This is a genomic window from Nonomuraea spiralis (genome assembly GCF_014648435.1).
GTDB lineage: Bacteria > Actinomycetota > Actinomycetes > Streptosporangiales > Streptosporangiaceae > Nonomuraea > Nonomuraea spiralis.
The window spans coordinates 211,563-235,096 of sequence record NZ_BMRC01000014.1 but is presented as its reverse complement, the minus strand read 5'-3'; the positions used below and the strand labels follow the sequence as shown (position 1 = coordinate 235,096).

Genomic DNA, 23,534 nt, shown 5'->3' with positions numbered 1-23,534 from the left:
CGCTACGCGCCGCCACCGACAATCGCCGGGCCCGCGCGGCCCGCGCCACCCCGGCCTAACCGGGCCGACACCCAGGTCTCACGCCGCAGTCCACTCCAGCAGCCGTTCCAGGGGCCAGGTGTTGACGACGCGCTCGGCCTCGATCCCGCAGCGGGCCGCCCGTTCGCAGCCGAAGCGCTGCCAGTCGAGCTGGCCGGGCGCGTGCGCGTCGGAGTCGATCGAGAACACGCACCCCATCTCGTACGCCAGCCGCATCAGCCGCTTGGGCGGGTCGAGCCGGTCGGGACGGGAGTTGATCTCCACGGCCACGCCGAAGCGCCGGCACGCCTCGAAGACCAGCTCCGCCTCGAACTCCGACTCGGGCCGCTTGACCCCGCGTTCGCCGCCGCCCCGCACGACCCGCCCGGTGCAGTGGCCGAGCACGTCGACCAGGGGGTTGGCGACGGCGGTGACCATGCGGCGGGTCATGTCCTCGCGGCCCATGCGCAGCTTGGAGTGAACGCTCGCCACGACCACGTCGAGCCGTTCCAGCAGCGCCGGGTCCTGGTCGAGCGAGCCGTCGAGGTTCACGTCGACCTCGATGCCGGTCAGGATCCGGAACGGCGCCAGCCGCTCGTTGAGCCCGGCCACCACGTCGAGCTGCCGCTCCAGCCGCTCGGCCGACAGCCCCTTGGCCACGGTCAGCCGCGGCGAGTGGTCGGTCAGCGCCCAGTACTCGTGCCCGAGCCCCATGGCGGCCTCGGCCATCTCCTCGATCGGCGAGCCGCCGTCGGACCAGTCGGAGTGGCTGTGCAGGTCGCCCTTCAGCGCCTCGCGCAGGGCCGCGGTCTCCGCGTCGAGCTCGACGCCCTCGGTGGCCCGCAACCTACGCAAATATGTAGGAACCTGGCCATCGAGTGCTTCGTTGATCACGAGGGCGGTGACCTTGCCGATGCCGGGAAGGTCACCCAGCCCGCCGGTGCCGGCCAGCCGTGCCAGCCCGCCTTCCGGCAGGTCGTCCACGACCGCGGCCGCGCGGCGGAACGCGCGGACCCGGTAGGTGGGCTCACCTGCGCGTTCGAGCAGGAAGGCGATCTCGCGCAGGGCCTGGACCGGTTGCATGAGTCATTCATACCCGAGCGGACGACCACCGGCATTGAACGGGGACGAGCCCGACCTATAGGCTGATCGGCCCAGGAAAGCAGGAGCTAGATGGCACACCCGCCGCACAAGCCGGCCGCACCGCCGCCGCCGCCGCGCAAGGCGTCCAAGGTCGTAACTCTGACCGTTCTCGGGGTCCTTTCGGTGATGCTGGTGGGCTACTGCGCCGCCACGTCCGACGACGACGACGTCACCGCCGACTGCGTGATACGGCTCGACGACGGCACGTACGAGGTCGTCGACGACGACTACTGCGACGACGACGGCGGCAGCGGCGGGTCCCACTTCTACGCGGGCTCCCGTGGCGCGTACATGTGGTACTACGGCGGCACCCGGGTCGGCAACCGGATGCAGGGCGGCACCACGCTCCGGCCGTCCGACGTGACCATCTCCAGCCGCAACGGCAAGTCGATCCAGCGCGGCGGTTTCGGCAACAGCTGGGGCGGCGGGAGCTGACGTGCGCCGCGAGCATGGCGATCCCCGTCCGGGCTGGGAGAAGACGATCGAGGGCCAGGGCCTGGCCTACCACCGGGCGGCCCACCCCGAGGGCCTGAGCAGGCCCTACTGGGACGAGTCGGTCCACTACGTCCTGTCCCTGGAGGAGGTGGAGTCGCTGGAGGAGCAGGTCGAGGAGCTGCACGCGATGTGCCTGCACGCCGTCGAGCACGTCGTCTCGACCGGCCGCTACGCCGACTTCGCCGTACCCGAGTGGGCCAGGGACGAGGTGGCGCGCTCGTGGGAGCGCCGCGACCCCCACCTCTACGGCCGCTTCGACCTGCGCTACGACGGCACGGGCCCGGCCCGGCTGCTGGAGTACAACGCCGACACGCCGACGTCGCTGCTGGAGTCGTCGGTGATCCAATGGTTCTGGCTCCAGGACACCCACCCCGGCGACGACCAGTGGAACTCCATCCACGAACGCCTCATCGAGCGCTGGCGCGAGCTGCGCCTGCCGCCCGGCCCCACGCACTTCGCCTTCACCAACGCCGACGAGACGGGCGAGGAGGCCATGACGGTCGCCTACCTCCAGGAGACGGCCGAGCAGGCGGGCCGTACGACGGTGGCCGTGGCCATGGAGGACATCGGCTGGGACGACCTCAACCGCCGTTTCGTCGACGCCGGGAACCAGATGATCCGCTCGGCGTTCAAGCTCTATCCCTGGGAGTGGATGCTGGCCGACGACTTCGGCCGCCACGCGGTGCGTCACTCCACCTGGATCGAGCCGCTGTGGAAGACGCTGCTGTCGAACAAGGCGCTGCTGGCCGTGTTGTGGGAGCTCTACCCCGGCCATCCCAACCTGCTGCCCGCCTACCTCGACGGGCCGCGCGAGCTGACCTCCTACATCGCCAAGCCGCTGCTCGGCAGGGAGGGCGCGTCGATGCGCATCGTCACCCCCGAGGGCACCCAGGAGACCCCGGGCCGCTACGGCCGGGAAGGCTACGTGTTCCAGGGTTTCGAGGCCCTGCCCGCGTTCGAGGGCCAGCGGCCGGTGCTCGGCGCCTGGATGGTCGCCGACGAGGCCGCCGGGCTCGGCATCAGGGAGACCACCGGCCTGATCACCGACGACACCTCCTCCTTCGTTCCGCATCGCATAGCGGGCTGAAGCCCCCCTTGATTGGAAATGACGTGACTCTTCTCGAAGTCCTGGCCCGCGGCGCGGGCGCCATCGCCGCCTACGCGGCCGTCGGCGTGGTCCTGCTGATCATCGGCTTCTACGTGATCGACTGGGCCACGCCCGGCAAGCTGAGCGAGATCATCCGTACCGAGCGCAACGCCAACGCCACGCTGCTCACCACGTCCGCGCTGGCCGCGATCGGGCTCATCGTGGCCGCCTCCATCTGGTCCTCGGGCGGCCGGCTGGCCGAAGGGCTCGCGGGCACGGCCGTGTTCGGCCTGGTCGGCATCGTGGTGCAGACCGTGGCGATGCTGGTGTTCGACAAGGTCGTGGGCATCTCCGTACGTGAGCTGGTGAAGGAGCCCGAGCTCCAGCCGGGCGCGCGCCTGCTCGCGGTGACCCACGTGGCGATCGGCCTGATCACGGCGGTTGCGGTCATCTGAAACACCACCGTTCCGGTCATCGGAACCGACCTGGCACTCTAGGAGGCGTGACAGACCGGACCCGGGAGGACACGACGCGCAGGCTCGAGCGTGCGATGGGCGCGCTCGGCACGGCGGCGATGGCACGCATGGACGACCAGCTCCCCTGGTTCCGCGCGCTCAGCGCCGAGGACCGCTCGTGGGTGGGCCTGGTGGCCCAGGCCGGCATCGCCGCGTTCGTGGAGTGGTTCCAGCACGCCGGCGAGAACCGGCCCACGCCCAGCATCGAGTTCTTCGGCACGGCCCCGCGCGAGCTCAAACGCTCGATCTCGCTCCAGCAGACCGTCGACATCGTCAGGATCGTGGTCGAGGTGGTCGAGGCCCAGACCGACGAGCTGGCCGCGCCGGGCGGCGAGGACCAGCTCCAGCAGGCCATGCTGCGCTACACCCGCGACGTGGCCTTCGCCGCCGCCCACGTCTACGCCCGCGAGGCCGAGGCCCGCGGCTCCTGGGACGCCAGGCTGGAGGCGCTGATCGTCGACGCGCTCGTCCGCGGCGAGGTCGACGACGGGCTCCACTCCTGGGCCGCGGCCCTCGGCTGGACCTCCTCCCCCGTCGTCGTGATCGCCGGGCACGCCCCCGACGACGACCCGCGCGCGGTCATCGACGGCCTGCGCGAGAAGGGCCGCCGCATCGGCATGGACCTGCTCGCCGGGGTGCAGGCCGACCGGCTGATCGTGATCGTGGGCGGGGCCGACAGCGTGCACGACGCGGCCCGGCAGGTCGTGGCCCGCTTCGGCGTCGGCCCGATCGTCATCGGCCCCGAGGTGCCCGACCTGCACGCCGCCGCGCGCTCGGCGCGGGCCGCGCTGGCCGGGCTGAAGGCGTCGGCGGGCTGGCCGGACGCCCCCAGGCCGGTGCACGCCGAGGACCTGCTGGCCGAACGCGCGCTCGACGGCGACGCCGACGCCAGGGAACAACTCATCGAGAACGTCTACCTTCCTTTGGCGGGCACCCCCCTGCTCGATACGCTGGCCACCTACCTCGAACAGGGCACCTCCCTGGAGGCGACGGCCCGGCTGCTGTTCGTACACCCGAACACGGTCCGCTACCGTCTGAAGAAGATCACCGAACTCACGGGCTACCAGCCCACCGAGGGCAGGTCGGCCTTCACGCTTCAGGTCGGCCTCATTCTGGGCAGGCTTTCCGAGGGTGCCGCGACCTGGCGGGCTCTAACGTAACATTCCCGAAATCTTCACTGTAGGGTTCCTACAAATCACCCCGGACAAAGTTCGTACGGATCTCCATCCGCGTGTCGAAGTTCTACAGGGCATGGTGGTTTTTGTGCTTGTACTCGTCGCTCCGGGCCAAGGCGCCCAAACTCCAGGCTTCCTGACGCCGTGGCTCGAGCTGCCCGGTCTGGCCGACAGACTCGGCGCGTGGTCGGAGGTCGCGGGGATCGACCTGGTCGCCTACGGCACGACCGCCGACGCCGACGAGATCCGCGACACGGCCGTCGCCCAGCCCCTGCTCGTGGCCGCGGCACTGGCCGCCGCCGAGGCGCTGGGGGCCGTGCCCGACGTGCTGGCCGGCCACAGCGTGGGCGAGTTCGCCGCGGCCGCGCTGGCCGGGGTGCTCACCCACGAGCAGGCGCTCGGCCTGGTCCGGGCGCGCGCCCAGGCCATGGCCAAGGCCGCCGCCGTCACCGAGACCGGCATGACCGCCGTGCTCGGCGGCGTGGAGGAGGACGTACTGGCCGCGATCGAGCGCCACGGACTGACCCCGGCCAACATCAACGGCGCCGGCCAGATCGTGGCGGGCGGCACGCTGGAGCAGCTCGCCGCCTTCAAGGACGACGCGCCCGCCCGCGCCAGGCTCATCCCGCTCAAGGTGGCCGGAGCGTTCCACACCAGCCACATGGCGACCGCCGTCGACGCCCTGCGCGAGGCGGCCTGGGACGTCGTGCCCGGCGACCCGCGGGTCACGCTGCTGTCCAACGCCGACGGGCGGCCCGCCGCCTCCGGCGCCGAGTTCGTCCAGCGGCTCATCTCGCAGATCAGCAGCCCGGTCCGCTGGGACCTGTGCATGGCGACGATGGCCGAGCTGGGCGTGACCAGGATGATCGAACTGCTGCCCGGCGGCACGCTGACGGGGCTCGCCAAGCGCGGCCTGCGCGGCGTCGAGACCGTGGCGCTGAAGACCCCAGACGACCTCGACGCGGCCAGGGAGCTGATCAAGTGAGGATCCCCGACATCGCCCCCGGCGCCCGGATTCTGGCCCTCGGCCACTACCAGCCGGACAACGTCGTCACCAACGACGACCTGGCCAAGAACATGGAGACCAACGACGAGTGGATCCAGTCGCGCGTCGGCATCAAGGAGCGCCGCGTCGCCTCGGCCGGTGAGTCCGTCGAGGACATGGCCGTCCAGGCCGGCGGCAAGGCGCTGGCCGCCAGCGGGCTGACCCCCGACGAGGTCGATCTCGTGATCGTGGCCACGTGCACGCTGGAGACCCAGATCCCCAACGCCGCGGCGGTCGTGGCCCACCGGCTGGGCATCAAGTCCCCCGGCGCGTTCGACGTCAACGCCGCCTGCGCCGGCTTCTGCTACGCGCTCGCCACGGCCAGCGCCGCCGTCCGCGGGGGCGCGGCCAGGAACGTGCTGGTCATCGGCTCGGAGAAGCTGTCGCAGTGGGTCGACTGGACCGACCGGTCCACGGCCGTGATCTTCGCCGACGGCGCCGGCGCCACGGTGGTCGGCCCGACGGAGACGCCCGGCATCGGTCCCGTGGTCTGGGGCAGCTCCGGCGACAGGTCCGAGGCCATCTCCATCGCCGACCGGACGAAGTTCCTGTTCCAGGAGGGCCAGACGGTCTTCCGCTGGGCCACCACCGCGCTGCACCCGGTGGCCCTGGAGGCGTGCGCCCGCGCCGGGGTCGACCCCTCGGAGCTGTCGGCGTTCGTGCCCCACCAGGCCAACCTCCGGATCATCGAGGCCATCGCGCGCAAGCTCGGGGCCGACAAGGCCGTCGTCGCCCGCGACATCGTCACCGCGGGCAACACCTCGGCGGCCTCCATCCCGCTCGCGCTCTCGCGGATGCTGGAGCGCGGCGAGGTCCGCTCAGGCGACCTCGCGCTCATCCTCGGCTTCGGCGCCGGTCTGACGTATGCGGGCCAAGTGATCGAGATTCCGTAGGATCCGGTACGGCGTCCGCCGTACCTGTCAGAGCTCGTACGGCGCAAGCCGTACAGAATCCAGAAAAATCAGAAGGAGAACTAGCGACATGGCTGCCACCGAGCAGGAGATCCTCGCGGGCCTCGGCAAGATCATCAACGAGATCACCGGCATTCCGGCCGGCGAGGTGACCCCGGAGAAGAGCTTCGTCGACGACCTCGACATCGACTCGCTGTCCATGGTCGAGATCGCCGTGGCCGCTCAGGACGAGTTCGGCGTCGAGATCCCCGACGACCAGCTCAAGAACCTGAAGACGGTCAAGGACGTGCTCAACTTCATCCAGGCCTGACGAACAACCATTTCTGACCAGTAAGGAGCGCGAAAACGTGAGTGCGAACCGGGTACGTGTCGTCGTCACCGGGCTTGGCGCGACGACGCCCGTCGGTGGAGACGTCACCTCGACCTGGACGGCGCTCCTCGCCGGTCAGTCGGGTGTGGAGACCCTCACCACGGAGTGGATCGACTCCGTCCCCGTGCGTTTCGCGGGGACGGCGGCGGTCGACCCCACCGAGGTGCTGCCCCGCCCGGAGTCCCGCCGGCTCGACCGCAGTGAGCAGTTCGCCCTGGTCGCCGCCAGGGAGGCCTGGCAGGACGCCGGCGCCCCCGAAGTCGCCCCCGAGCGGCTCGGCGTCGTCGTCTCCAGCGGCATCGGCGGGATCACCACCACCCTGACCGCCTACGACACGTGGAAGGAGCGCGGCTGGAACCGGCTGTCGCCCTTCACCGTGCCGATGCTCATGCCCAACGGCCCCGCCGCCTGGATCGGCATCGACCTGGGCGCCCAGGCCGGCGTGCACGCCACCGTCTCCGCCTGCGCCTCCGGCGCCGAGGCGATCGGCTACGCCATGGACATGATCCGGCTCGGCCGTGCCGACGTGGTGGTCGCGGGCGGCACCGAGGCCGCCATCCACGGCCTCAACATCGCGGCCTTCGCCGCCGCGCGGGCGATGTCCACCCGCAACGACGACCCGCAGGGCGCCTCCCGGCCGTGGGACCGCGACCGTGACGGGTTCGTGCTCGGCGAGGGCGCCGGCATCGTGGTGCTGGAGTCCGAGGAGCACGCCAAAGCGCGCGGCGCGCGCATCTACGCCTACGCCGCCGGTGTCGGCTACTCGGCCGACGCCCACCACATCACCCAGCCCGAGCCCGAGGGCCGCGGCATCATCATGGCGATGACGCAGGCGCTGACCGACGCCGAGGTCACCGGCCTCGACGTCAAGCACGTCAACGCGCACTCCACGTCCACCCCGGCGGGCGACGTCGGCGAGGTGCAGGCCGTGGCCAAGGCCATCGGCACCCACCCGCTGGTCACCTCGACCAAGTCCATGACCGGTCACCTGCTCGGCGGCGCCGGCGGCATCGAGTCCGTCTTCACGATCAAGGCGCTGCAGGAGCGGATCGTCCCGGCCACCATCAACCTCGACAACCTCGACGACGGCATCGAGGTCGACATCGTCCACGGCGCGAACCGTCCGCTGCCGCAGGGCGACATCGCCGCGGTCAACAACTCCTTCGGGTTCGGCGGCCACAACGTGACCGTCGTCTTCAAGGGCGCTTGATGACCGTACTGGACAACCGGGCGGTGGGCGGCGGCTCCGAGCAGGAGTCCGCCGATCCCCGCGATCCGGTCGTCCGGCTGGCCGCGCTGCTCGACGAGGGCTCGGCACGGTTCATCACCCCGCAGGACAAGAGCGGCGTCCTGGCCGCCATGGGTCGCGTCGAGGGCGTGCCCGTCGTCGCCTTCTGCAGCGATGCCCGCTTCCAGGGCGGCGCGATGGGCAGCGAGGGTTGCGAGCACATCGTGCACGCCTACGACGTCGCCGTCCGCGAACGGGTGCCGGTCATCGGGATCTGGCACTCCGGCGGTGCGCGACTCGCCGAAGGCGTCGAGTCGCTGCACGCCGTCGGGCGGGTGTTCGCGGCCATGACCAAGGCGTCCGGCCTCGTGCCGCAGATCTCGGTGGTCGTCGGCCCGGCGGCCGGCGGCGCCGCCTACGGTCCCGCGCTCACCGACCTGGTGATCCTGGCCGACACCGGCCGCATCTTCGTGACCGGCCCCGACGTCGTGCGCAGCGTCACCGGCGAGAACGTCGACAGCGAGGCGCTGGGCGGCCCCGAGCCCCACAGCAGGCGCAGCGGCGTGGTGCACGTCGTCACCAAGTCCGAGGCCGAGGCGTACCTCAAGGCGCGCCGGCTCGCCACGCTGCTCGGCCACCAGGGCCGGGTGCGTACCGGCGAGGTGGAGGAGGCCGACTTCTCCTCCTTCCTGCCCGAGTCCGCGCGCCGGGCCTACGACGTCAAGCCTCTGGTCAACGGCCTGCTCGACGAGGCCGGTGTCGAACTGCACGCCAAATGGGCGCCGAACATCGTCACGTCGCTGGGCCGCCTCGGCGGCCGGACGGTCGGTGTGGTCGCCAACAATCCGTTGCGGCTGGGCGGCTGCCTCGACGCCACGTCCGCCGAGAAAGCCGCCCGCTTCGTACGTATGTGTGACGCTTTCGGAGTGCCTTTGGTTGTCCTCGTGGACGTACCGGGTTACCTGCCGGGCGTCGGGCAGGAGCACGATGGCGTGGTCCGGCGCGGGGCCAAGCTGCTGCACGCCTTCGCCGAGGCGTCGGTGCCCCGGGTCACGCTGGTCACCCGCAAGGCGTACGGCGGGGCGTACGTCGCCATGAACTCGCGGGCGCTGGGCGCGACCAGGGTGTTCGCCTGGCCGACCACCGAGATCGCGGTCATGGGGGCCGTGGCGGCGGTGCGCGTGCTCAAGCGGCGCGAGCTCGCGGCGGCCTCCGAGGAGGAACGGCCGGCGCTGGAACAGCGGCTCGCCGCCGAGCACGAGAAGCTCGCCGGCGGCCTGGCACGGGCCCAGGAGCTGGGCGTCATCGACGAGGTGATCCAGCCGGCGGCCACCCGTGGGGCGATCGCCAAGGTGCTCGCCCAGGCCACCCCGGCCCGGGGCGCCCACGGCAACATCCCGCTCTGACCCGGCAATTCCCCAGCTTTAAGAACGAAAGGCCCCGCACCGACACCCGGCGCGGGGCCTTTCCGCATGATGGAGGCCGTGTTGCCGCCCGTTCGCTGCCCGGAGGCCGGGAGGCCCGGCAGGCGCTCAGCGGGAGGTGGGGCGAGGTCGGACGGCGAGGTCAGACGGCGGCGTGCAGCCAGCGGACGGGCGCGCCGTCCCCGGCGTACCTGAAGGGCTCCAGCTCTTCGTCCCACGGCCGCCCGAGCAGCTTGTCGAGCTCGTCCTCCAGCACGCACCGCCCCTGGCCGGCCATCATCATGGCGGCGCGCAGCCGGTCCTCGGGGATCATGATGTCCCCGGCCACGCCGATGACCGCCGTGAACGCGCCCAGCGTCGGCGTGTAGGCGTGCCGGGAACCGTCGATGCCCGGCGAGGGATCCTCGGTGATCTCGAATCTGAGGCGCTGCCAGCCCATGAGCGAAGAGGCGATGGCCGCCGCGATGCCGGCGCGGCCCTCCCACTCCGCCTGCGCGCGCACGACATTCGGCGCGGCTGGTTGCGGTGTCCACGTCAGATCAACGGGCACGCCGAGAACACCCGCGACTGCCCATTCGATGTGAGGGCACAGCGCGGGCTGAGCCGAGTGGACGTAAAGGACGCCACGAGCAGACACCGGACCTCCCGTTTCGGTACGAGGTGCGCCTTCCCCAACGGCCTCGCCCCGGGATGATCACAAGTGACTAGGGAGAGACTACCGTCGGTCGCCATCGGACACCAGAGGGGGGCCATACCAAGTTGGTGCGGGCGTGTCACGTGACAGGTGTTGCGGACGGGGAAACTACCCGCTCATGGACATGCAATCTGTCGGCGAGGCGTTCATCCGGCCAGGTCAGGTGCTGGTCGATCGGGGCGCGGTGTCGGCCGCCGCGCGCTGGACGCAGGCGGTCTCCGAGGCCGACGGTGTCACCGTCCTGCATCTGTCGTCCGGCGTCGATCCGTGCGAGATCACGGCCGAGCTGCGCGACCGGGGTTTCCGTGCCTCCCCCAACCACGTGCTCACCGGTCAGCCATTGTTCTTCGGCGGTCCGGCCTCGCGGCCGTTCCCCGTGCCGCCGGTGCCGTTCAGGCCGGGGCGGTCGCGGTCCGACGTGGTCGTGGCCCTGCTCGACACCGGCGTGGCCAAGCATCCGTGGTGGTCGGGCGGCGACTGGTACTCCCGGCTCGGTCCCGAGGGCGCCGACGCCGCGCAGGGGGCTCAGGCCGGGCACGGCACGTTCATCGCGGGTCTGCTGGCCCGTACCGCGCCGGGCGTCAGGCTGCGGGTCCGCCGGGTGCTCGACGGCGACGGCCTGGGCGACGAGGCGACCGTGGTGCGCGCGCTCCACCGCATGCGCGACGACCCGCCGCACGTGCTCAACCTCTCCTTCGGCTGCCACTCCTTCGACGACCGGCCGCCACCCCTGCTGTCCGACGCCATCGGCGCGCTGAGGGACACGGTGACGGTCGCCTGCGCCGGCAACACCGCCTCCGACCGGCCGTTCTGGCCCGCCGCCCTGCCGTGCGCGGTGGGCGTGGCGGCCCTCGACGCCGCCCAGGAGCGCCGGGCGCCCTTCTCCGGATACGGCACGTGGGTCGACGCCTGCGCCCGCGGCGACTGGCTGACCAGCAGTTTCCTGAACACAGGCGAGTTCGGCGGCTACGCCGCGTGGAGCGGCACGTCGTTCGCCGCCGCCCTGGTGTCGGGGGCCGTCGCCGACGCGGCCCGGCGCGAACCGGCCAAGGAGGCCGTCGATCGTGTGCTGGACCCTCGGCAGTCCCGGCAAATTCCGGATCTGGGAGTTCTCGTTCCGGCGAGTCTGTAGAGTTTACGCTCAGTCCTCAGTCAATCACGAGGAGGCAGGATGACCTCCCCGTTCGGGACGAAAGGAGGCCGCATGAGCGACTTGCGCGATCCGGCGGAGCTGCTCCACGACGCGGCCGACGGCGACCGATCCGCCTGGCACGAGCTGGAGTCCAGGTTCGGCCCGCGCATGTGGGCGCTGGCCCGGTCGTGCGGGCTGGGCGAGGCCGACGCCGCGGACGCCGTCCAGGGCGCCTGGCTGCGGCTGCTCCAGCACATGCACGACATCCGCGATCCGTCGCGGGTGGGCGGCTGGCTGATGACGACCACCCGCCGTGAGGCGCTCCTCCTGCTGCGTAAGGAGCCGTCGGGCCTGCTCGTCGGCGATCCGGAGGGAAGGCCCACCTTCGGGGCCGTCGAGGAGCCCGATCCCGCGTCCGCCGTGCTGGAGGCCGACGGCAGGCGCCTGCTGTGGAAGTCGGTGTCCGCCTTGCAGGAACCCTGCCGCACTCTGCTGCAGCTGGTCGCGACGGATCTCGGAAACCAGCAGATGGCGATGCGGCTCGGCATGCCCGTGGGCAGCGTGGGGCCGACCAGGGCCCGCTGCCTGGAGAAACTGCGCACTCTGCTCTCACTACAGGAGACAGCGCAATGATCAACGACGAGTACTTCCTGGCCGCCCTGCGGCTGGCCGCCGGAATGGATCCGATGCCCGGTCACGTGTCGGCCGCCGCGCGTGACGTCTACGGGCTGCGGGTTCCGCAGGCGGTGACGGCCAACCCGGCCGAGCACGCCGGGGGCCGTCCGGCCCGCAGCGGCGCCGCCGCCCGCGACGACGGCTCCCATCTGGTGCGGTTCGTCACCGACGGTCTCACCTTCGACCTGGAGGTGACCGTGGGCGACGGGCTGATCGACGTGGCCGGGCAGATCTTCCCCGATCCAGGGGAGGACACCGTCATCGACGTACGCACCCCTCATCTGACGCTCACCCGTGGAGTCGGCCGGAACGGCAGGTTCGCGGCCACCGGGTTGCCGCCCGGGTGGCTGAGCGTCGTGTGCCACCGTCCCGGTCATGCGCCCGTACAGACGAGGTGGGTGCGCATCCGGCCGTGAGGCCCCAACCGAAGCACCCGTCCGCGCCGAACACCGTCGACCCCCCGTCCCCGTCGGTCACCCCCCCATGAGTGTCAGTTCACCTCCATCAGAATCAGCAGACGACTTCGGTCCGCTCGTAGAGGCGGCCGAGGCGGCCGTTCTGCGTGCCCACATCGACCCCGAGCAGGCCCTCTACGCCGGCCGCACGGTCCTGGCCGCGGCTCTCCGCGCCGGATCGACGGAAGCCGAGGTGATCGCGCTGCGGGCCATGGCCCTGGCCTCCCGTGAGCTGGGCGACCTGCTCAGCGCCGAACACTGCCTGCGGCAGGCCATCGGCACCCCGGGCGCACCGGCCGAGCGCCGGGCCCAGGCTCGGCTGTCGCTGGTCACCGTACGCACCGAGCGCGGGCACCCGCTCCAGGCCCTGCGCGTGGCCGCCCTGGCGTGGGCCTATCTGTCCCCGCTCGACCGCGCCAAGCTCGACACGCAGCGCGCGGTCGCCCTGGCCCACCTGGGCCGCCACCAGGAGGCCATCGCCGCCTGCGACCGCTCGCTGCGGGCCCTCGTGGCCGCGCCGGGCACCGTCGACGACCGCCGTTTCCTGGCCGGCGGCCTGCTCAACCGGGGTCTCATCCACGCCTACCGGGGCGACTGGGACGCCGCCATGCGTGACATCTCGGCCTGCCTGGAGATCGCCCGGCACGCCGGTCTGCGTCACCTGGCCCGGCTGTCGGCCGCCAACCTGCCGTTCCTCTCGGTGCGGCGCGGCGACGTCGCGGGCGCGTTCGAGCATTACCGGGAGGCCGAGGACACCCTGTTCGGCTTCCCCGAGCGGCTGGCCACCATGCGGGCCGACTTCGCCGGCGCGCTGCTGGCCGCGCACCTGCCGGGCGAGGCCAGGGCGATGCTGAGCCTGGCCGTGCCCGATCTGGAGTCCTCCGGCGCGCGGGTGGCGCTGGCCGAGGCGCGGCTGAAGCTGGCCCAGGTCGAGCTGCTCACCGGCGACCCTCACCGGGCGCGGCAGGTGGCCGAGCAGGCGGCGGCCGAGCTGGCCGAGCAGGAGCGGCTGTCGTGGCTGCCGCTGGCCAACGAGGTCGTCCTGCGTGCCCGGCTGGCGCTCGGGCCGGTCACGCCCGAGCTGATCACCGACCTGATCACCTGCGCCGACGAGCTGGAGGACGTCTCCTCGCACGTGGTCGCCGCCGCGGCGCTGCGCCTGGCCGCGGCGGAGGCGGCGCTGGCCGTCGACGACCATCCGGTGGCCTCGGCCCAGCTCCGCAGGCTCACCCGGCACGCCGAGCCGGCCGAGCGCTGGATGCCCGCCGGCACCCGCCTGACCCCGCTGGCGCCCGAACCGCAGGCGATGCAGCTCGCGCAGGTGCCGGTGACCGTACGCCAGCACGCCCTGGCCCTGGAGGCGGCGCTGCGGGAGGACGTGAGCGGCGCGCTGCGGGCGGTGCGTGACGGGCTGGCCGAGGTGAGCGGGCAGGTGGAGGCGTTCGAGGATCCGGCGCTGCGGGCCCACGCCGCCCGGTCGGGAGAGCGGCTGGCCGCCTTCGGGCTGGGGCTGGCGGTGCGTGACGGGTGCGCGGGCGAGGTGTTCGAGTGGGCCGAGCGGTGGCGGGCGGTGGCGGCGCCGGCGCACGCGTGCGGTCTGGTGGAGGCCGATCAGGTGCGGGCGGCGCTGGACGGCGCGGCGCTGGTCGAGTTCGTGACCGACGAGGAGACGTTGCTGGCGGTGCTGATCAGCGGCGACCGGGTGCTCCTGCGGCGGCTGGGCGGCGTACGGCAGGTGCGCGAGTCCGTCGTGGGGCTGCGTCACGCCCTGCGCCAGTGGGGTGCGGGGCTCGACGTCGCCCGTCCCGCCCAGGCGCTTCCCGAGCTGAACGCCGCCGGCGCGGAGCTGGAGCGGCTGGTGCTCGGGCCGCTCAGGGCCGAGCTGGGTGACCGGCCGCTGGTGGTGGTGCCGGTGGGGCCGCTGCACACGCTGCCGTGGGGCGCGCTGCCGGGGCTGCGTGAGCGTCCCGTCAGCGTGGCGTCCAGCGCGGCGGCGTGGGTGGAGGCCCGGCGGCGGGCCCGCGCGCGCGAGGGCGCCCCCGCGGTACGGGCCGCGGCCGGTCCGGCGCTGGCCCACGCGCGGGAGGAGGTGGCCCGTGTGCTGGCCTGCCATCCGGGCGCCCGGGAGGTGACCGGCCGCCGCGACGACGTGCTGGCGGCGCTGGGCGAGGCCGACGTCCTCCACCTGGCCGCGCACGGCTCCTTCCACGCCCGCAGTCCGCTGCTGTCCGGCATCACCCTCGACGACGGGCAGCTCATGGCCTACGACCTGCTGGGGCTGCATCGGGCGCCGGAGCTGGTGGTGTTGTCGTCGTGCAACTCGGGCATGGCCCGTACGCCGGCGGAGGGCGCGCCGCTGGGGCTGCCCGGCACGTTCCTGGCGCGCGGGAGCACGTGTGTGGTGGCGGGGATGGTGCCCATCGGGGACGAGGCGGCGATGGCCATGATGAGCGCCTTCCACGAGCTGGTCGCCGCCGGGCAGGCGCCGGACGCGGCCCTGGCGTGCGCGTCGGCCAAGACCGGGCTGCTGGGGTTCGTCTGCTTCGGGGCCGGCGACCGGCCCCTCTACCCGGCCGGCTGACACCCGGCCGGGTGACCGGCCGTTCAGCCGGTGGCCACCGGGCGGGAGGGGTCGGCGACCCAGTTGGACCAGGAGCCGACGTAGAGGGCGGCGGGCAGGCCCGCCAGCTCCAGGGCCAGCACCTCGTGGGCGGCGGTGACCCCCGAGCCGCAGTAGGCGCCGACCGCGACCCCCTCCTCCACGCCGAGCGCGGCGAACCGCTCGCGGAGGGCGGCGGGGGCGAGGAACCGGCCGCCGGGGCCGACGTTGTCGGTCGTGGGCGCGCTCACGGCTCCGGGCACGTGGCCGGCCACCGGGTCGACCGGCTCGACCTCGCCCCGGTAACGTTCGGCGGCGCGGGCGTCGAGCAGCACGCCCTCGGTGGCCAGCGCGGCGGCCTCGTCGGCGGTGAGCGTCGGCATGCCGCCGGGCCTGGCGGTGAAGTCGCCGGGCCGGATCTCGGGCTCGTCCTTCGTGAGCGGAAGACCGGCCTCGGCCCATGCCGCGAGACCGCCGTCGAGCACGCGTACGGACCGGTGGCCGAAGTAGCGCAGCGCCCACCAGGCGCGGGCGGCGGTCGTGGAGCCGGCGTCGTCGTAGACCACGACCGTACGGCCGTCGCAGACGCCCAGCGCCCGCATGGCCCGCTGGAAGCCGGCCGCGTCGGGCAGCGGGTGGCGGCCGCCCGCGCCGGGAGGCGCGGCGAGGTCGGCGTCGACGTCGCAGAAGACGGCGCCGGCGAGGTGGCCCTCGTGGTAGAGCTCCACGCCGGGCGGGCCGCCCAGCCGCCAGCGTACGTCGAGCACGGACGCCTCGGGCAACGCGGCGAGTTCGGCGGGCGTGATCAGCGCACTCATCGGGTGGACACCTCCAGGAGCGGGACGCGGAGCTCGGCGGCGGTCATCGAGCCGTGGTAGCCGGTGAACAGCGCCTCGATCGGATGACGACGGGGAGCGGTGATGGCCAGGCCGTCACGAGGCACGGCCACGACGTCGCCGATGCGGCCCAGCCACGCCTCGCGTACCCGGGGCCCGAACCAGCCGGACTCGACCGCCTCCTGCCTGGACACTACCGACGCGCGCTCGCCGAGGGTCGCGCGCCACGCCTCAAGGACGTGATCGGCGGCTCCCGGCTCGGCGTAGACGTGCCTGGCCCGGGCCTCGCCGCCGAGCAGCGCCACCCCTTCGGTCAGCGCGGGCACGCTCTCGGCGTCGATCTTGTCGGTGGCGTTGACCATGCCGTGGTCGGCGGTGACGTAGAGGGCCGCGCCGGGTGGCAGGGCCTCGGCCAGGCGCCGGGCCAGGTCGTCGACGACGGCCAGCTCGCTCAGCCACTCCTCGCCACCCCATCCGGCCAGGTGGCCGGCGGCGTCGAGCTTGCCGTAGTAGGCGGTGACGTGGGCGCGGGGCGCGGCGCGCAGGGCCTCGCCCACGCGGGCGACGATGTCGTCGACGCCGTCGGCGGCCACGTAACGCACGCCGCGGTAGACGGCCCTGGTCAGGCCGGAGCCCTCGAACTCGGCGGGGGCGACGTAGACGGCGTCGACGCCCTGGCGGGCGGCGCGCTCGTAGACGGTGGGGGCGGGCTGCCACTCGCCGGGGTCCATCGTCAGACCGCCGGGGAGGGTCCAGCGCAGGCAGTTGAACAGGTGGCCGGTGCCGGGGACGGCCAGCATCAGGCCGACCATGCCGTGCTCGCCGGGGGTCAGGCCGGTGCCGAGCGAGCACAGGCTGGTGACGGTGGTGGCGGGGAACCCGGCGGTGAGGGTGCGGCCGGGCAGGGCGGACAGGAACGGGGCGGCCTCGGGATGGGCGCGGAGCAGGTCGGCGCCCAGGCCGTCGACCAGGAGCAGGCAGACGCGCGCCGCGGGGTCGAGGGCCAGCGGATTGGGCTCGGTCAGGCCGAGGGCGGCCAGCAACGAGCCGGGGAGGTCCGCCAGCGACCCGGTGCCGTAGTCGGGCAGCATCCCCACATCCTAGTGTCCACGCGCGATCAGGCGGGGGCCTCGCGGTGGCCCGGGGGCGTCAGGCGGCGGCCCTCGCGGTGGCCTCGGACAGGGCCTTGGCGAAGGCCAGCACGTGGGTGACCGCCTCCGGCCCGTCGGCCGCCTCGCTGACACGCAGCGACAGGTCGTCGGCGGTGATCGCGCCGGTGTAGCCGTGGTCGGCGTCGCAGTTCTCGTCGCCGCAGGTGGCGGGCTCCAGGTCGACGTGGGAGATCGCGCCCCAGCCGATCGTCAGGGTGACCTCGGTGGGCGGGACGCCCGGCGCGTAGGAGGCCGGGTCGGGCACCACGCGGGTCACAGCCACCGACTGGACGCGGCTCAGCCGGACCGCCTCGGTGGTGGTGGAGGCGTGGGAGGCGGAGACACCCTCGACCGCCGGGTGCTCGTCGGTGTGGCAGACCAGCAGCCTCGTCGTCGACAACACCAGGACGGTGACGTGCCGGCGGACCTCCATCGCGGGATCGAAGGTGGCCTCGTGGTGGACCACGAACGCGGTCACGGCCTCCTTGCCCAGCGCGGATTCGACCGCATCGGTGACGAGGTCGGGGTAGTAGCCGCTGCGCTCGATCGCTTCACGCAGGCCCGCGGCTGAGACTCGGGTTTCCCTCATGCCTCCATCCTGCCAGGGCCGCGCAGTGCACTCACCCGCCAGACATAACGCTCTATGAACGTCTTTGTCAGCACATGGGTGACATGTTGGGTGCGGTCAGGAGAGCCTTCTCGGGCCGCCGTCCAGGCGTGGGCCGGCCGGGGTGCGCAGGGTGGCGCGGGCGCCGAGCACCAGCACCTCCGACTCGCCCACCAGCACCTGGTCGAGGTCGAGGCAGGCCACCTCCGGCAGGTCGTTGGCCAGGCGGCCCACGCGGACGAGGAGCTCCTCCAGGGCGGGGACGGCGACGGGCGGGTAGCCGTACTGGCCGAACAGCAGGGGGGCCGCGCGTACGGACCGCACGAGGGCGGCGGCGTCCTCGCCGGTCAGCGGGGCGAGGCGGAACCCCTGGTCGAGCAGGAGGCGCGCGGTCACCTCGCCGAGCCCGAACGAGACCACCGGCCCGAACGCCCGGTCCTCGACGACCCGTACGACGGTGGGCACGGCCGGCTGCGGCGCCATGCGCTGTACGGCCAGCTCGACCCGCTCGCCGAGCTGCTCGGCGAACTCGGCGTAGGCGTGGCGCACCATCTCGGGACCGGTCAGCCCCAGGCGTACGGTGCCCGCGCGACGTGAGGCCCCCGGGTCGGCCACCTTGAGCACGACGGGCGGGCCGAGCCGTTCGGCGGCGGCCACGGCCTCCTCCGGCGAGCGTACGACCTCGGCCGGCCAGACGGTCAGGCCATAGCACGACAGCAGCTCGGTGGCGTCGATCTCGACGGGCGGGCCGGGCTCGGCGAACCCGGTGGGCTCCTCCCCCGCCGCCGGGGCCGCCGCGCCGGACAGCGTGGCGAGGACCAGCTCCCGGGCACGGGCGGTGTCGAGGCCGTCGAGCTCGGGCGGCGGCACGGCCGGGTGGGCCCGCCAGGTGGCGTAGCGCACCACGTGGGCCAGGGCCCTGACCGCCTCCTCCGGCGCCGCGTACGACGGGATCGAGCCGCGCGCGGGCGCGGCGCCCGAGCCACCGGCCACGCGCAGGGACGGATGCATGCCGAGGTGCCCCCGGAACGTGGCCAGCACCGGCTTGGCGGAGCCCTGCGAGACCCGCAGCAGCTCGGCCGCCACCTCGTCGGACTTCCCGGGGATCGGCGGCATGTAGATCACGACGGCGGCGTCGACCTCGTCGCGGGCCAGCTCGCCGGCGAGCGCCGCGCCGAACTCCGTCGGCCCGGCGGCGGCCCCCAGGTTGACCGGCGGGCGTGGTTCGAGGCCCGCGGCGAGGCAGGCGTCGGCGGCCAGCAGGCCGAGCGCGTCGGAGTTGGTGACCAGCGCGACCCTCGGCCCGGCGGGCAACGGCTGGTAGGCCAGGAGCTGGCCCACGTCGAAGAGCTGGATGAGGTCGTCGACCCTGATCAGGCCCGCCTGGGCGAACAGGGAGCTGATGGCGGAGTCGGGCAGCCCTAGCTCCTCGGCCGAGTGGCCGGCGGGGGTGCCGCCGCTCTTGACCACCACGATCGGCTTGCTGCGCGCGATGCGCCTGGCCAGGCGGGTGAACTTGCGCGGGTTTCCCAGCGACTCCAGGTAGAGCAGGATCACCTCGGTGGCGTCGTCCTCCTCCCAGTACTGGAGGAGGTCGTTGCCGGAGACGTCGGCGCGGTTGCCGGCCGAGACGAACGACGAGATGCCCATGCCGCGCTGGGCCACACGCTGGAGCAGCGCGGTGCCGAGCGCGCCCGACTGGCTGAAGAAGCCCACCCGGCCGCGGCCCGGCACGGTGGCGGCCAGCGTGGCGTTGAGCTTGACGGCCGGGTCGGTGTTGGCGATGCCGAGGCAGTTGGGGCCCACCACGCGCAGGCCGTACGAGCGGGCGATGCGGGCCAGCTCGTCCTGCCTGTCGCGGCCGGGCGCGCCGGTCTCGCCGAACCCGGAGGAGACCACGACCAGCCCGTGCACGCCCTTCTCGGCGCACTCCTTGACGACGTCGAGCACGCCTTCGGCGGGCACGGCCACGACGGCCAGGTCGACCTCGCCGTCGATGGCGGTCACGCTCGGGTAGGCCCGTACGCCCGCGACGGCGCGTACCTGGCGGTGGACGGGATAGACCGGGCCGGTGAAGTCGGCGGCCAGCAGGTTGCGCAGGACGGTCTGGCCGACGCCGCCGGGCTCGCGGGAGGCGCCGATGACGGCGACCGAGCCGGGGGCGAGCAGGCGGGCGATCGACCGGGACTCGGCGCGGTGCTCGCGCGAGGTCGTCACCTCCGCCGAGGTCTCGGTCGGGGTGAGGTCGAGGGTCATGCGTACGACGCCGTCGGCGAACCGGCTCTGCGCGGTGTAGCCGGCCTGCCGCAGGACGCCCATCATCTTCATGTTGGCGGGCAGCACGTCGGCGACGAACCGCTCGATGCCGCGCTCGCGGGCCGTGGCGGCCAGGTGTTCCAGCAGGACGGAGGCCACTCCCCTGCCCTGGTGGGCGTCCTCGACCAGGAACGCGACCTCGGCCTCGCCCGGACCGGTGCGGTCGTAGCGGATGACGGCCACCATCTCGGCTCCGATGGTGGCGATGAGGGCCACGCGGTTGTCGTAGTCGACGTTGGTGAAACGTTCGACGTCGCGGTCGGACAGGCGGGGGCGCGGGCCGAAGAAGCGGAAATAGATCGACTCGTCGGACAGACGGGAGTAGAAAGCGCGGAGACGGTCGGCGTCGGCGGGCCTGATCGGGCGTACGTGCGCGGTGCCCCCGTCGGCCAGGACGACGTCGGCCTCCCAGTGAGCCGGATAGTGTGCCTCCACGTCCACGAGCGTAAACCCGCATCCCACATGCCAAGACCGGCGGGCCTGTTGGGCAACGCTTGTGCATCGACTGACACCCGGTGTCCCGGGTCAGCCCCACGAACAGCCCGGAAGCTGTTAGTTTTGCCGTGGCCAGGCTCGTTCTGAAGGCAGCAAGGTGGTGACATCATGACGCGGGTCGTCGTGGTGGGCGATCTCATGACCGACGCGGTCGCGCGCGCCCGTTATGCGCTCGCCAGGGCGAGCGACACGCCTGCGATCGTGACCATGCACGGCGGAGGCTCCGGCGCCAACATCGCCTCGTGGCTCGCCGTCGAGGGCGCTGAGGTGGCCTTCATCGGCCGCCGGGGCGCCGACATCACCGGCCGTAACCGCGACATGGAGCTGATGGGCTACGGCGTCGACGCCCGGCTCGTCATGGATCCCGAGCGGCCCACCGGCACCTGCGTGGTGCTCGTCACGCACAAGGGCGAGCGCACCATGCTCTCCGACCCGGGCGCCAACGCCGCCCTGTCGCCGGAGGACCTGCCGCGTGACCTGTTCACCTCGGGCGCCCATCTCCACCTGTCGGGTTACACGCTGGTCAACGAGGGCTCGCGCGACGCCGGTCTCGCGGCGCTCGACATGGCGCGACGCTCGGGCATGTCGATCTCGGTCGACTGCGCCTCGTCCGCGCCGCTGGATCGTACGGGCGCCGAGCCGTTCCTCGAATGGACCAACGGCGCCAAGCTGCTGTTCGCCAACATCGACCAGGCCAAGGTGCTGACCGGCCGCGACGACGCCGAGGCCGCCGCCAAGGTGCTGACCGCGTGGTTCCCGCAGGTCATCATCAAGATGAACGCCGAGGGCGCGCTGTGGTTCAGCAACGGCCGTCCCGACCCGGTCCGGGTGGCCGCCGAGCCGGTCGACAAGATCGTTGACGGCACGGGCGCGGGTGACGCGTTCTCGGCCGGGTTCCTGCCGCCATGGCTGGCCGGCAAGCCGCCGGCCGAGTCGCTGGCCGCCGGGTGCCGGCTCGCGGCCAAGGCGATCATGCACCTGGGCGCGCGGCCCCCGTTCTGAGCCGCGCTCCCCTGCCGGGCGCTACGACGTGGTGGCCAGCACGAGCGGGAGCACGGCCGGCGCGCCCGCGTGGCGCACCAGCGCCGCCGCCAGCGTCATCGTCCAGCCGGTGTCGACCCGGTCGTCCACGAGCAGCACCGGGCCGCCGCACTCGGCGATCGCCGTGCCGACGTCTTTGGGCATCGCCAGGGTGCCCCTGATCGCCTGGACGCGCTTGGCGCTGTTGAACTGCTGCCCCGGCGCCCCCGCCCGGTAGCCCAGCTCGCCCAGATAGGTCAGGCGGCCCACCTGGGCCAGCCGCTCGGCGAAGCCGCGTACGAGCTGCGGCCGCGTGGCGGACGGCACGTTGACCACGGCCACCGGCCGGTCGCGCCACTCCCACGCCGACAACACCTGGATCACGGCCTTGAACATGTCGTCGGCCATCGGCCCGTCGCCTCCGGCGAGCAGGTCGCGCAGCCGGTTGCCCCAGCCGATGTCGGTCAGGCGGCCGAGCGCCCGGCCCGGCTCGGCCCCCAGCTCGGGCTTGATCCGGCCTGACAGGTCGGCGAGGCCGGTGGGCCACTGCTTGCGTGCCTCGATCTCGACGCCGGGCCTGCTGAGGCGTTCGCGGGCGGTCTCGACGGCCTGCGCGGCGATCTCCGGCGAACGGTGGCGGCCGGTGCAGTTGTCGCAACGTCCGCAGGGCGTGGCGGCGTCGTCGTCGAGGTGGCGGCGCAGGTATTGCTCGCGGCACTCCTCGATGGTCAGGTAGCGCAGCATGGCGTCCTGCTCGGCCCTGCGCTCGGCGGCGATGCGGGTGTAGCGCTCGGTGTCGTAGGCCCACGGCTCGCCGGTCGACTCCCAGCCGCCCTTGACCCGGCGTACGGCGCCGTCGACGTCGAGGACCTTGAGCATCATCTCCAGGCGGCTGCGGCTCAGGTCGACCGCGGTCTCCAGGGCCGGGGTGGACATCACGCCGCCCTGTTCGAGGGCCTGGAGCGTGGCGCGTACGACGGGCTCGGGCGGGAAGGCCAGGGAGGCGAAGTAGGCCCAGATCTCGCGGTCTTCGGTGCCGGGCAGCAGGATGACCTCGGCGCGCTCGACGCCGCGCCCGGCCCGGCCGACCTGCTGGTAGTAGGCGACGGGCGACTGCGGCGCGCCGACGTGCACGACGAACCCGAGGTCGGGCTTGTCGAACCCCATGCCGAGCGCGCTCGTGGCGACCAGCGCCTTGATCTTGTTGTTGAGCAGCGCCTCCTCGGCGGCCAGGCGCTCGGCCGGGTCGGTCTGCCCGGAGTAGGCGGCCACCTCGTGGCCCTGCTCGCGCAGGTAGCCGGCGATCTCGTGGGCGGCGGCGACGGTGAGGGTGTAGACGATGCCGGAGCCCGGCAGCTCGCGCAGGGTCTGGGCCAGCCAGGCCAGGCGCTGCTCGGCCGAGGGCAGCCGCACGACGCTCAGGTGGAGGCTCTCCCGCTCCAGCGGGCCGCGCAGCACGAACGTGTCCTCGCCCATCTGCTCGGCCACGTCGCGGGTGACGCGGGCGTTGGCCGTGGCGGTGGTGGCCAGCACGGGGATGCCGGGCGGCAGCTCGCCGAACAGCGTGGCCAGCCTGCGGTAGTCGGGCCTGAAGTCGTGGCCCCAGTCGGAGATGCAGTGGGCCTCGTCGACGACGACGAGCCCGGCGCTCTCGGCCAGCTCGGGCAGCACGTTGTCGCGGAAGTCGGGGTTGTTGAGGCGTTCGGGGCTGACTAGCAGCACGTCGACCATGCCCTCGGCGACCTGGCCGTAGATCTCCTCCCACGCCTCGGGGTTGGCGGAGTTGATGGTGACGGCCCTGATGCCGGCGCGCTCGGCGGCGGCGATCTGGTTGCGCATGAGGGCGAGCAGCGGCGAGACGATGACCGTGGGCCCCTCGCCCAGCTCGCGCAGCAGGGCGGTGGCCACGAAGTAGACGGCGGACTTGCCCCAGCCGGTGCGCTGCACGACGAGGACCCTGCGCCGGTCGAGCACGAGCGCCTCGATGGCGGCCCACTGGTCGTCTCGCAGCCGGGCGTGGTCGCCGGCCAGGGCCCGCAACCGCTCCTCGGCCTCTTCGCGCAGCATCGCCGCATCGGGGGCATCAATCATGCCCCCCTTATTACCAGCTCCCACCGACGGAAGCGGCACACCCGCGCTCCCG

Annotated in this window: 21 protein-coding genes; 14 read left to right on the top strand and 7 right to left on the bottom strand. The window is 73.0% G+C overall.

Features of this window, described 5'->3' with window-relative positions; all coding sequences use genetic code 11:
- Positions 1-78: 78 nt before the first annotated feature.
- Positions 79-1,101 carry a PHP domain-containing protein gene (locus tag IEZ27_RS31885; RefSeq protein ID WP_189650609.1) on the bottom strand — a complete coding sequence of 341 codons (1,023 nt, stop codon included), beginning with the start codon at positions 1,099-1,101 and terminating at the stop codon, positions 79-81.
- A 90-nt stretch (positions 1,102-1,191) separates the two neighbouring features.
- Between IEZ27_RS31885 and IEZ27_RS31880 the strand changes: the two genes are divergently transcribed.
- From IEZ27_RS31880 to IEZ27_RS31840, 9 genes are all read left to right on the top strand, one after another.
- Entirely contained in the window at positions 1,192-1,596 is a 405-nt protein-coding gene (locus IEZ27_RS31880; RefSeq protein ID WP_189650608.1) for a hypothetical protein, read from the top strand.
- A gap of 1 nt (position 1,597) precedes the next feature.
- Positions 1,598-2,743: a glutathionylspermidine synthase family protein gene (locus IEZ27_RS31875; protein ID WP_189650607.1), complete on the top strand. Its 1,146-nt coding sequence runs from the start codon at positions 1,598-1,600 to the stop codon at positions 2,741-2,743.
- A gap of 23 nt (positions 2,744-2,766) precedes the next feature.
- Positions 2,767-3,198, top strand: coding sequence for a DUF350 domain-containing protein (locus IEZ27_RS31870; RefSeq protein ID WP_125639875.1), 432 nt, complete (start codon positions 2,767-2,769; stop codon positions 3,196-3,198).
- Between the two features lie 95 nt (positions 3,199-3,293).
- A complete protein-coding gene (locus tag IEZ27_RS31865) occupies positions 3,294-4,418 on the top strand; it encodes a PucR family transcriptional regulator (RefSeq protein WP_125640279.1) in 1,125 nt (374 codons plus the stop codon).
- A 103-nt stretch (positions 4,419-4,521) separates the two neighbouring features.
- A complete protein-coding gene (locus tag IEZ27_RS31860) occupies positions 4,522-5,418 on the top strand; it encodes an ACP S-malonyltransferase (protein ID WP_189650606.1) in 897 nt (298 codons plus the stop codon).
- Complete coding sequence (locus IEZ27_RS31855) at positions 5,415-6,371, top strand: beta-ketoacyl-ACP synthase III (protein WP_189650605.1); 957 nt, start codon at positions 5,415-5,417, stop codon at positions 6,369-6,371. The genes IEZ27_RS31860 and IEZ27_RS31855 overlap by 4 nt, the downstream gene beginning before the upstream one ends.
- Before the next feature lie 88 nt (positions 6,372-6,459).
- The gene (locus tag IEZ27_RS31850) at positions 6,460-6,699 is read left to right on the top strand and encodes an acyl carrier protein (RefSeq protein ID WP_125639869.1); all 240 of its coding nucleotides are present in this window, start codon (positions 6,460-6,462) and stop codon (positions 6,697-6,699) included.
- A 37-nt stretch (positions 6,700-6,736) separates the two neighbouring features.
- Positions 6,737-7,969, top strand: coding sequence for a beta-ketoacyl-ACP synthase II (gene fabF / locus IEZ27_RS31845; RefSeq protein WP_189650604.1), 1,233 nt, complete (start codon positions 6,737-6,739; stop codon positions 7,967-7,969).
- A complete protein-coding gene (locus IEZ27_RS31840; protein WP_189650603.1) occupies positions 7,969-9,393 on the top strand; it encodes an acyl-CoA carboxylase subunit beta in 1,425 nt (474 codons plus the stop codon). Before fabF ends, IEZ27_RS31840 begins: the two co-directional genes overlap by 1 nt.
- 160 nt (positions 9,394-9,553) lie before the next feature.
- Here the strand turns inward: IEZ27_RS31840 and IEZ27_RS31835 are convergent, their stop codons facing one another.
- Entirely contained in the window at positions 9,554-10,048 is a 495-nt protein-coding gene (locus IEZ27_RS31835) for a DUF3145 domain-containing protein (RefSeq protein WP_125639861.1), read from the bottom strand.
- A 175-nt stretch (positions 10,049-10,223) separates the two neighbouring features.
- On the opposite strand from IEZ27_RS31835, the gene IEZ27_RS31830 reads away from it, so the two are divergent.
- The 4 genes from IEZ27_RS31830 (at position 10,224) to IEZ27_RS31815 (ending at position 14,948) form a co-directional block, all read left to right on the top strand.
- Positions 10,224-11,237 (top strand): S8 family peptidase, encoded by a 1,014-nt coding sequence (locus IEZ27_RS31830; RefSeq protein ID WP_189650602.1) that lies wholly within the window; start codon positions 10,224-10,226, stop codon positions 11,235-11,237.
- A gap of 72 nt (positions 11,238-11,309) precedes the next feature.
- Positions 11,310-11,870, top strand: a complete 561-nt coding sequence (locus IEZ27_RS31825) for an RNA polymerase sigma factor (RefSeq protein ID WP_189650601.1) — start codon at positions 11,310-11,312, stop codon at positions 11,868-11,870.
- Positions 11,867-12,328: a hypothetical protein gene (locus IEZ27_RS31820; protein WP_125639852.1), complete on the top strand. Its 462-nt coding sequence runs from the start codon at positions 11,867-11,869 to the stop codon at positions 12,326-12,328. The genes IEZ27_RS31825 and IEZ27_RS31820 overlap by 4 nt, the downstream gene beginning before the upstream one ends.
- A 67-nt stretch (positions 12,329-12,395) precedes the next feature.
- Positions 12,396-14,948 (top strand): CHAT domain-containing protein, encoded by a 2,553-nt coding sequence (locus tag IEZ27_RS31815; RefSeq protein ID WP_189650600.1) that lies wholly within the window; start codon positions 12,396-12,398, stop codon positions 14,946-14,948.
- Between the two features lie 23 nt (positions 14,949-14,971).
- Here IEZ27_RS31815 and IEZ27_RS31810 read toward each other — a convergent pair whose 3' ends face one another.
- The 4 genes from IEZ27_RS31810 to IEZ27_RS31795 all read right to left on the bottom strand — a co-directional run bounded on the left by IEZ27_RS31810 (position 14,972) and on the right by IEZ27_RS31795 (position 20,311).
- The gene (locus IEZ27_RS31810; RefSeq protein WP_189650599.1) at positions 14,972-15,784 is read right to left on the bottom strand and encodes a sulfurtransferase; all 813 of its coding nucleotides are present in this window, start codon (positions 15,782-15,784) and stop codon (positions 14,972-14,974) included.
- The gene (locus tag IEZ27_RS31805; protein ID WP_189650598.1) at positions 15,781-16,893 is read right to left on the bottom strand and encodes an alkaline phosphatase family protein; all 1,113 of its coding nucleotides are present in this window, start codon (positions 16,891-16,893) and stop codon (positions 15,781-15,783) included. The genes IEZ27_RS31810 and IEZ27_RS31805 overlap by 4 nt, the downstream gene beginning before the upstream one ends.
- A 58-nt stretch (positions 16,894-16,951) precedes the next feature.
- Positions 16,952-17,542, bottom strand: a complete 591-nt coding sequence (locus IEZ27_RS31800) for a DUF5998 family protein (RefSeq protein ID WP_189650597.1) — start codon at positions 17,540-17,542, stop codon at positions 16,952-16,954.
- Positions 17,543-17,638: 96 nt separating this feature from the next.
- Entirely contained in the window at positions 17,639-20,311 is a 2,673-nt protein-coding gene (locus IEZ27_RS31795) for a bifunctional acetate--CoA ligase family protein/GNAT family N-acetyltransferase (protein ID WP_229824530.1), read from the bottom strand.
- A gap of 168 nt (positions 20,312-20,479) precedes the next feature.
- On the opposite strand from IEZ27_RS31795, the gene IEZ27_RS31790 reads away from it, so the two are divergent.
- Positions 20,480-21,373 (top strand): carbohydrate kinase family protein, encoded by an 894-nt coding sequence (locus IEZ27_RS31790; RefSeq protein WP_125639836.1) that lies wholly within the window; start codon positions 20,480-20,482, stop codon positions 21,371-21,373.
- A 21-nt stretch (positions 21,374-21,394) separates the two neighbouring features.
- On the opposite strand, the gene IEZ27_RS31785 is transcribed toward IEZ27_RS31790, so the two are convergent.
- Positions 21,395-23,482 carry a RecQ family ATP-dependent DNA helicase gene (locus IEZ27_RS31785; RefSeq protein WP_229824529.1) on the bottom strand — a complete coding sequence of 696 codons (2,088 nt, stop codon included), beginning with the start codon at positions 23,480-23,482 and terminating at the stop codon, positions 21,395-21,397.
- Between the last annotated feature and the right edge of the window lie 52 nt (positions 23,483-23,534).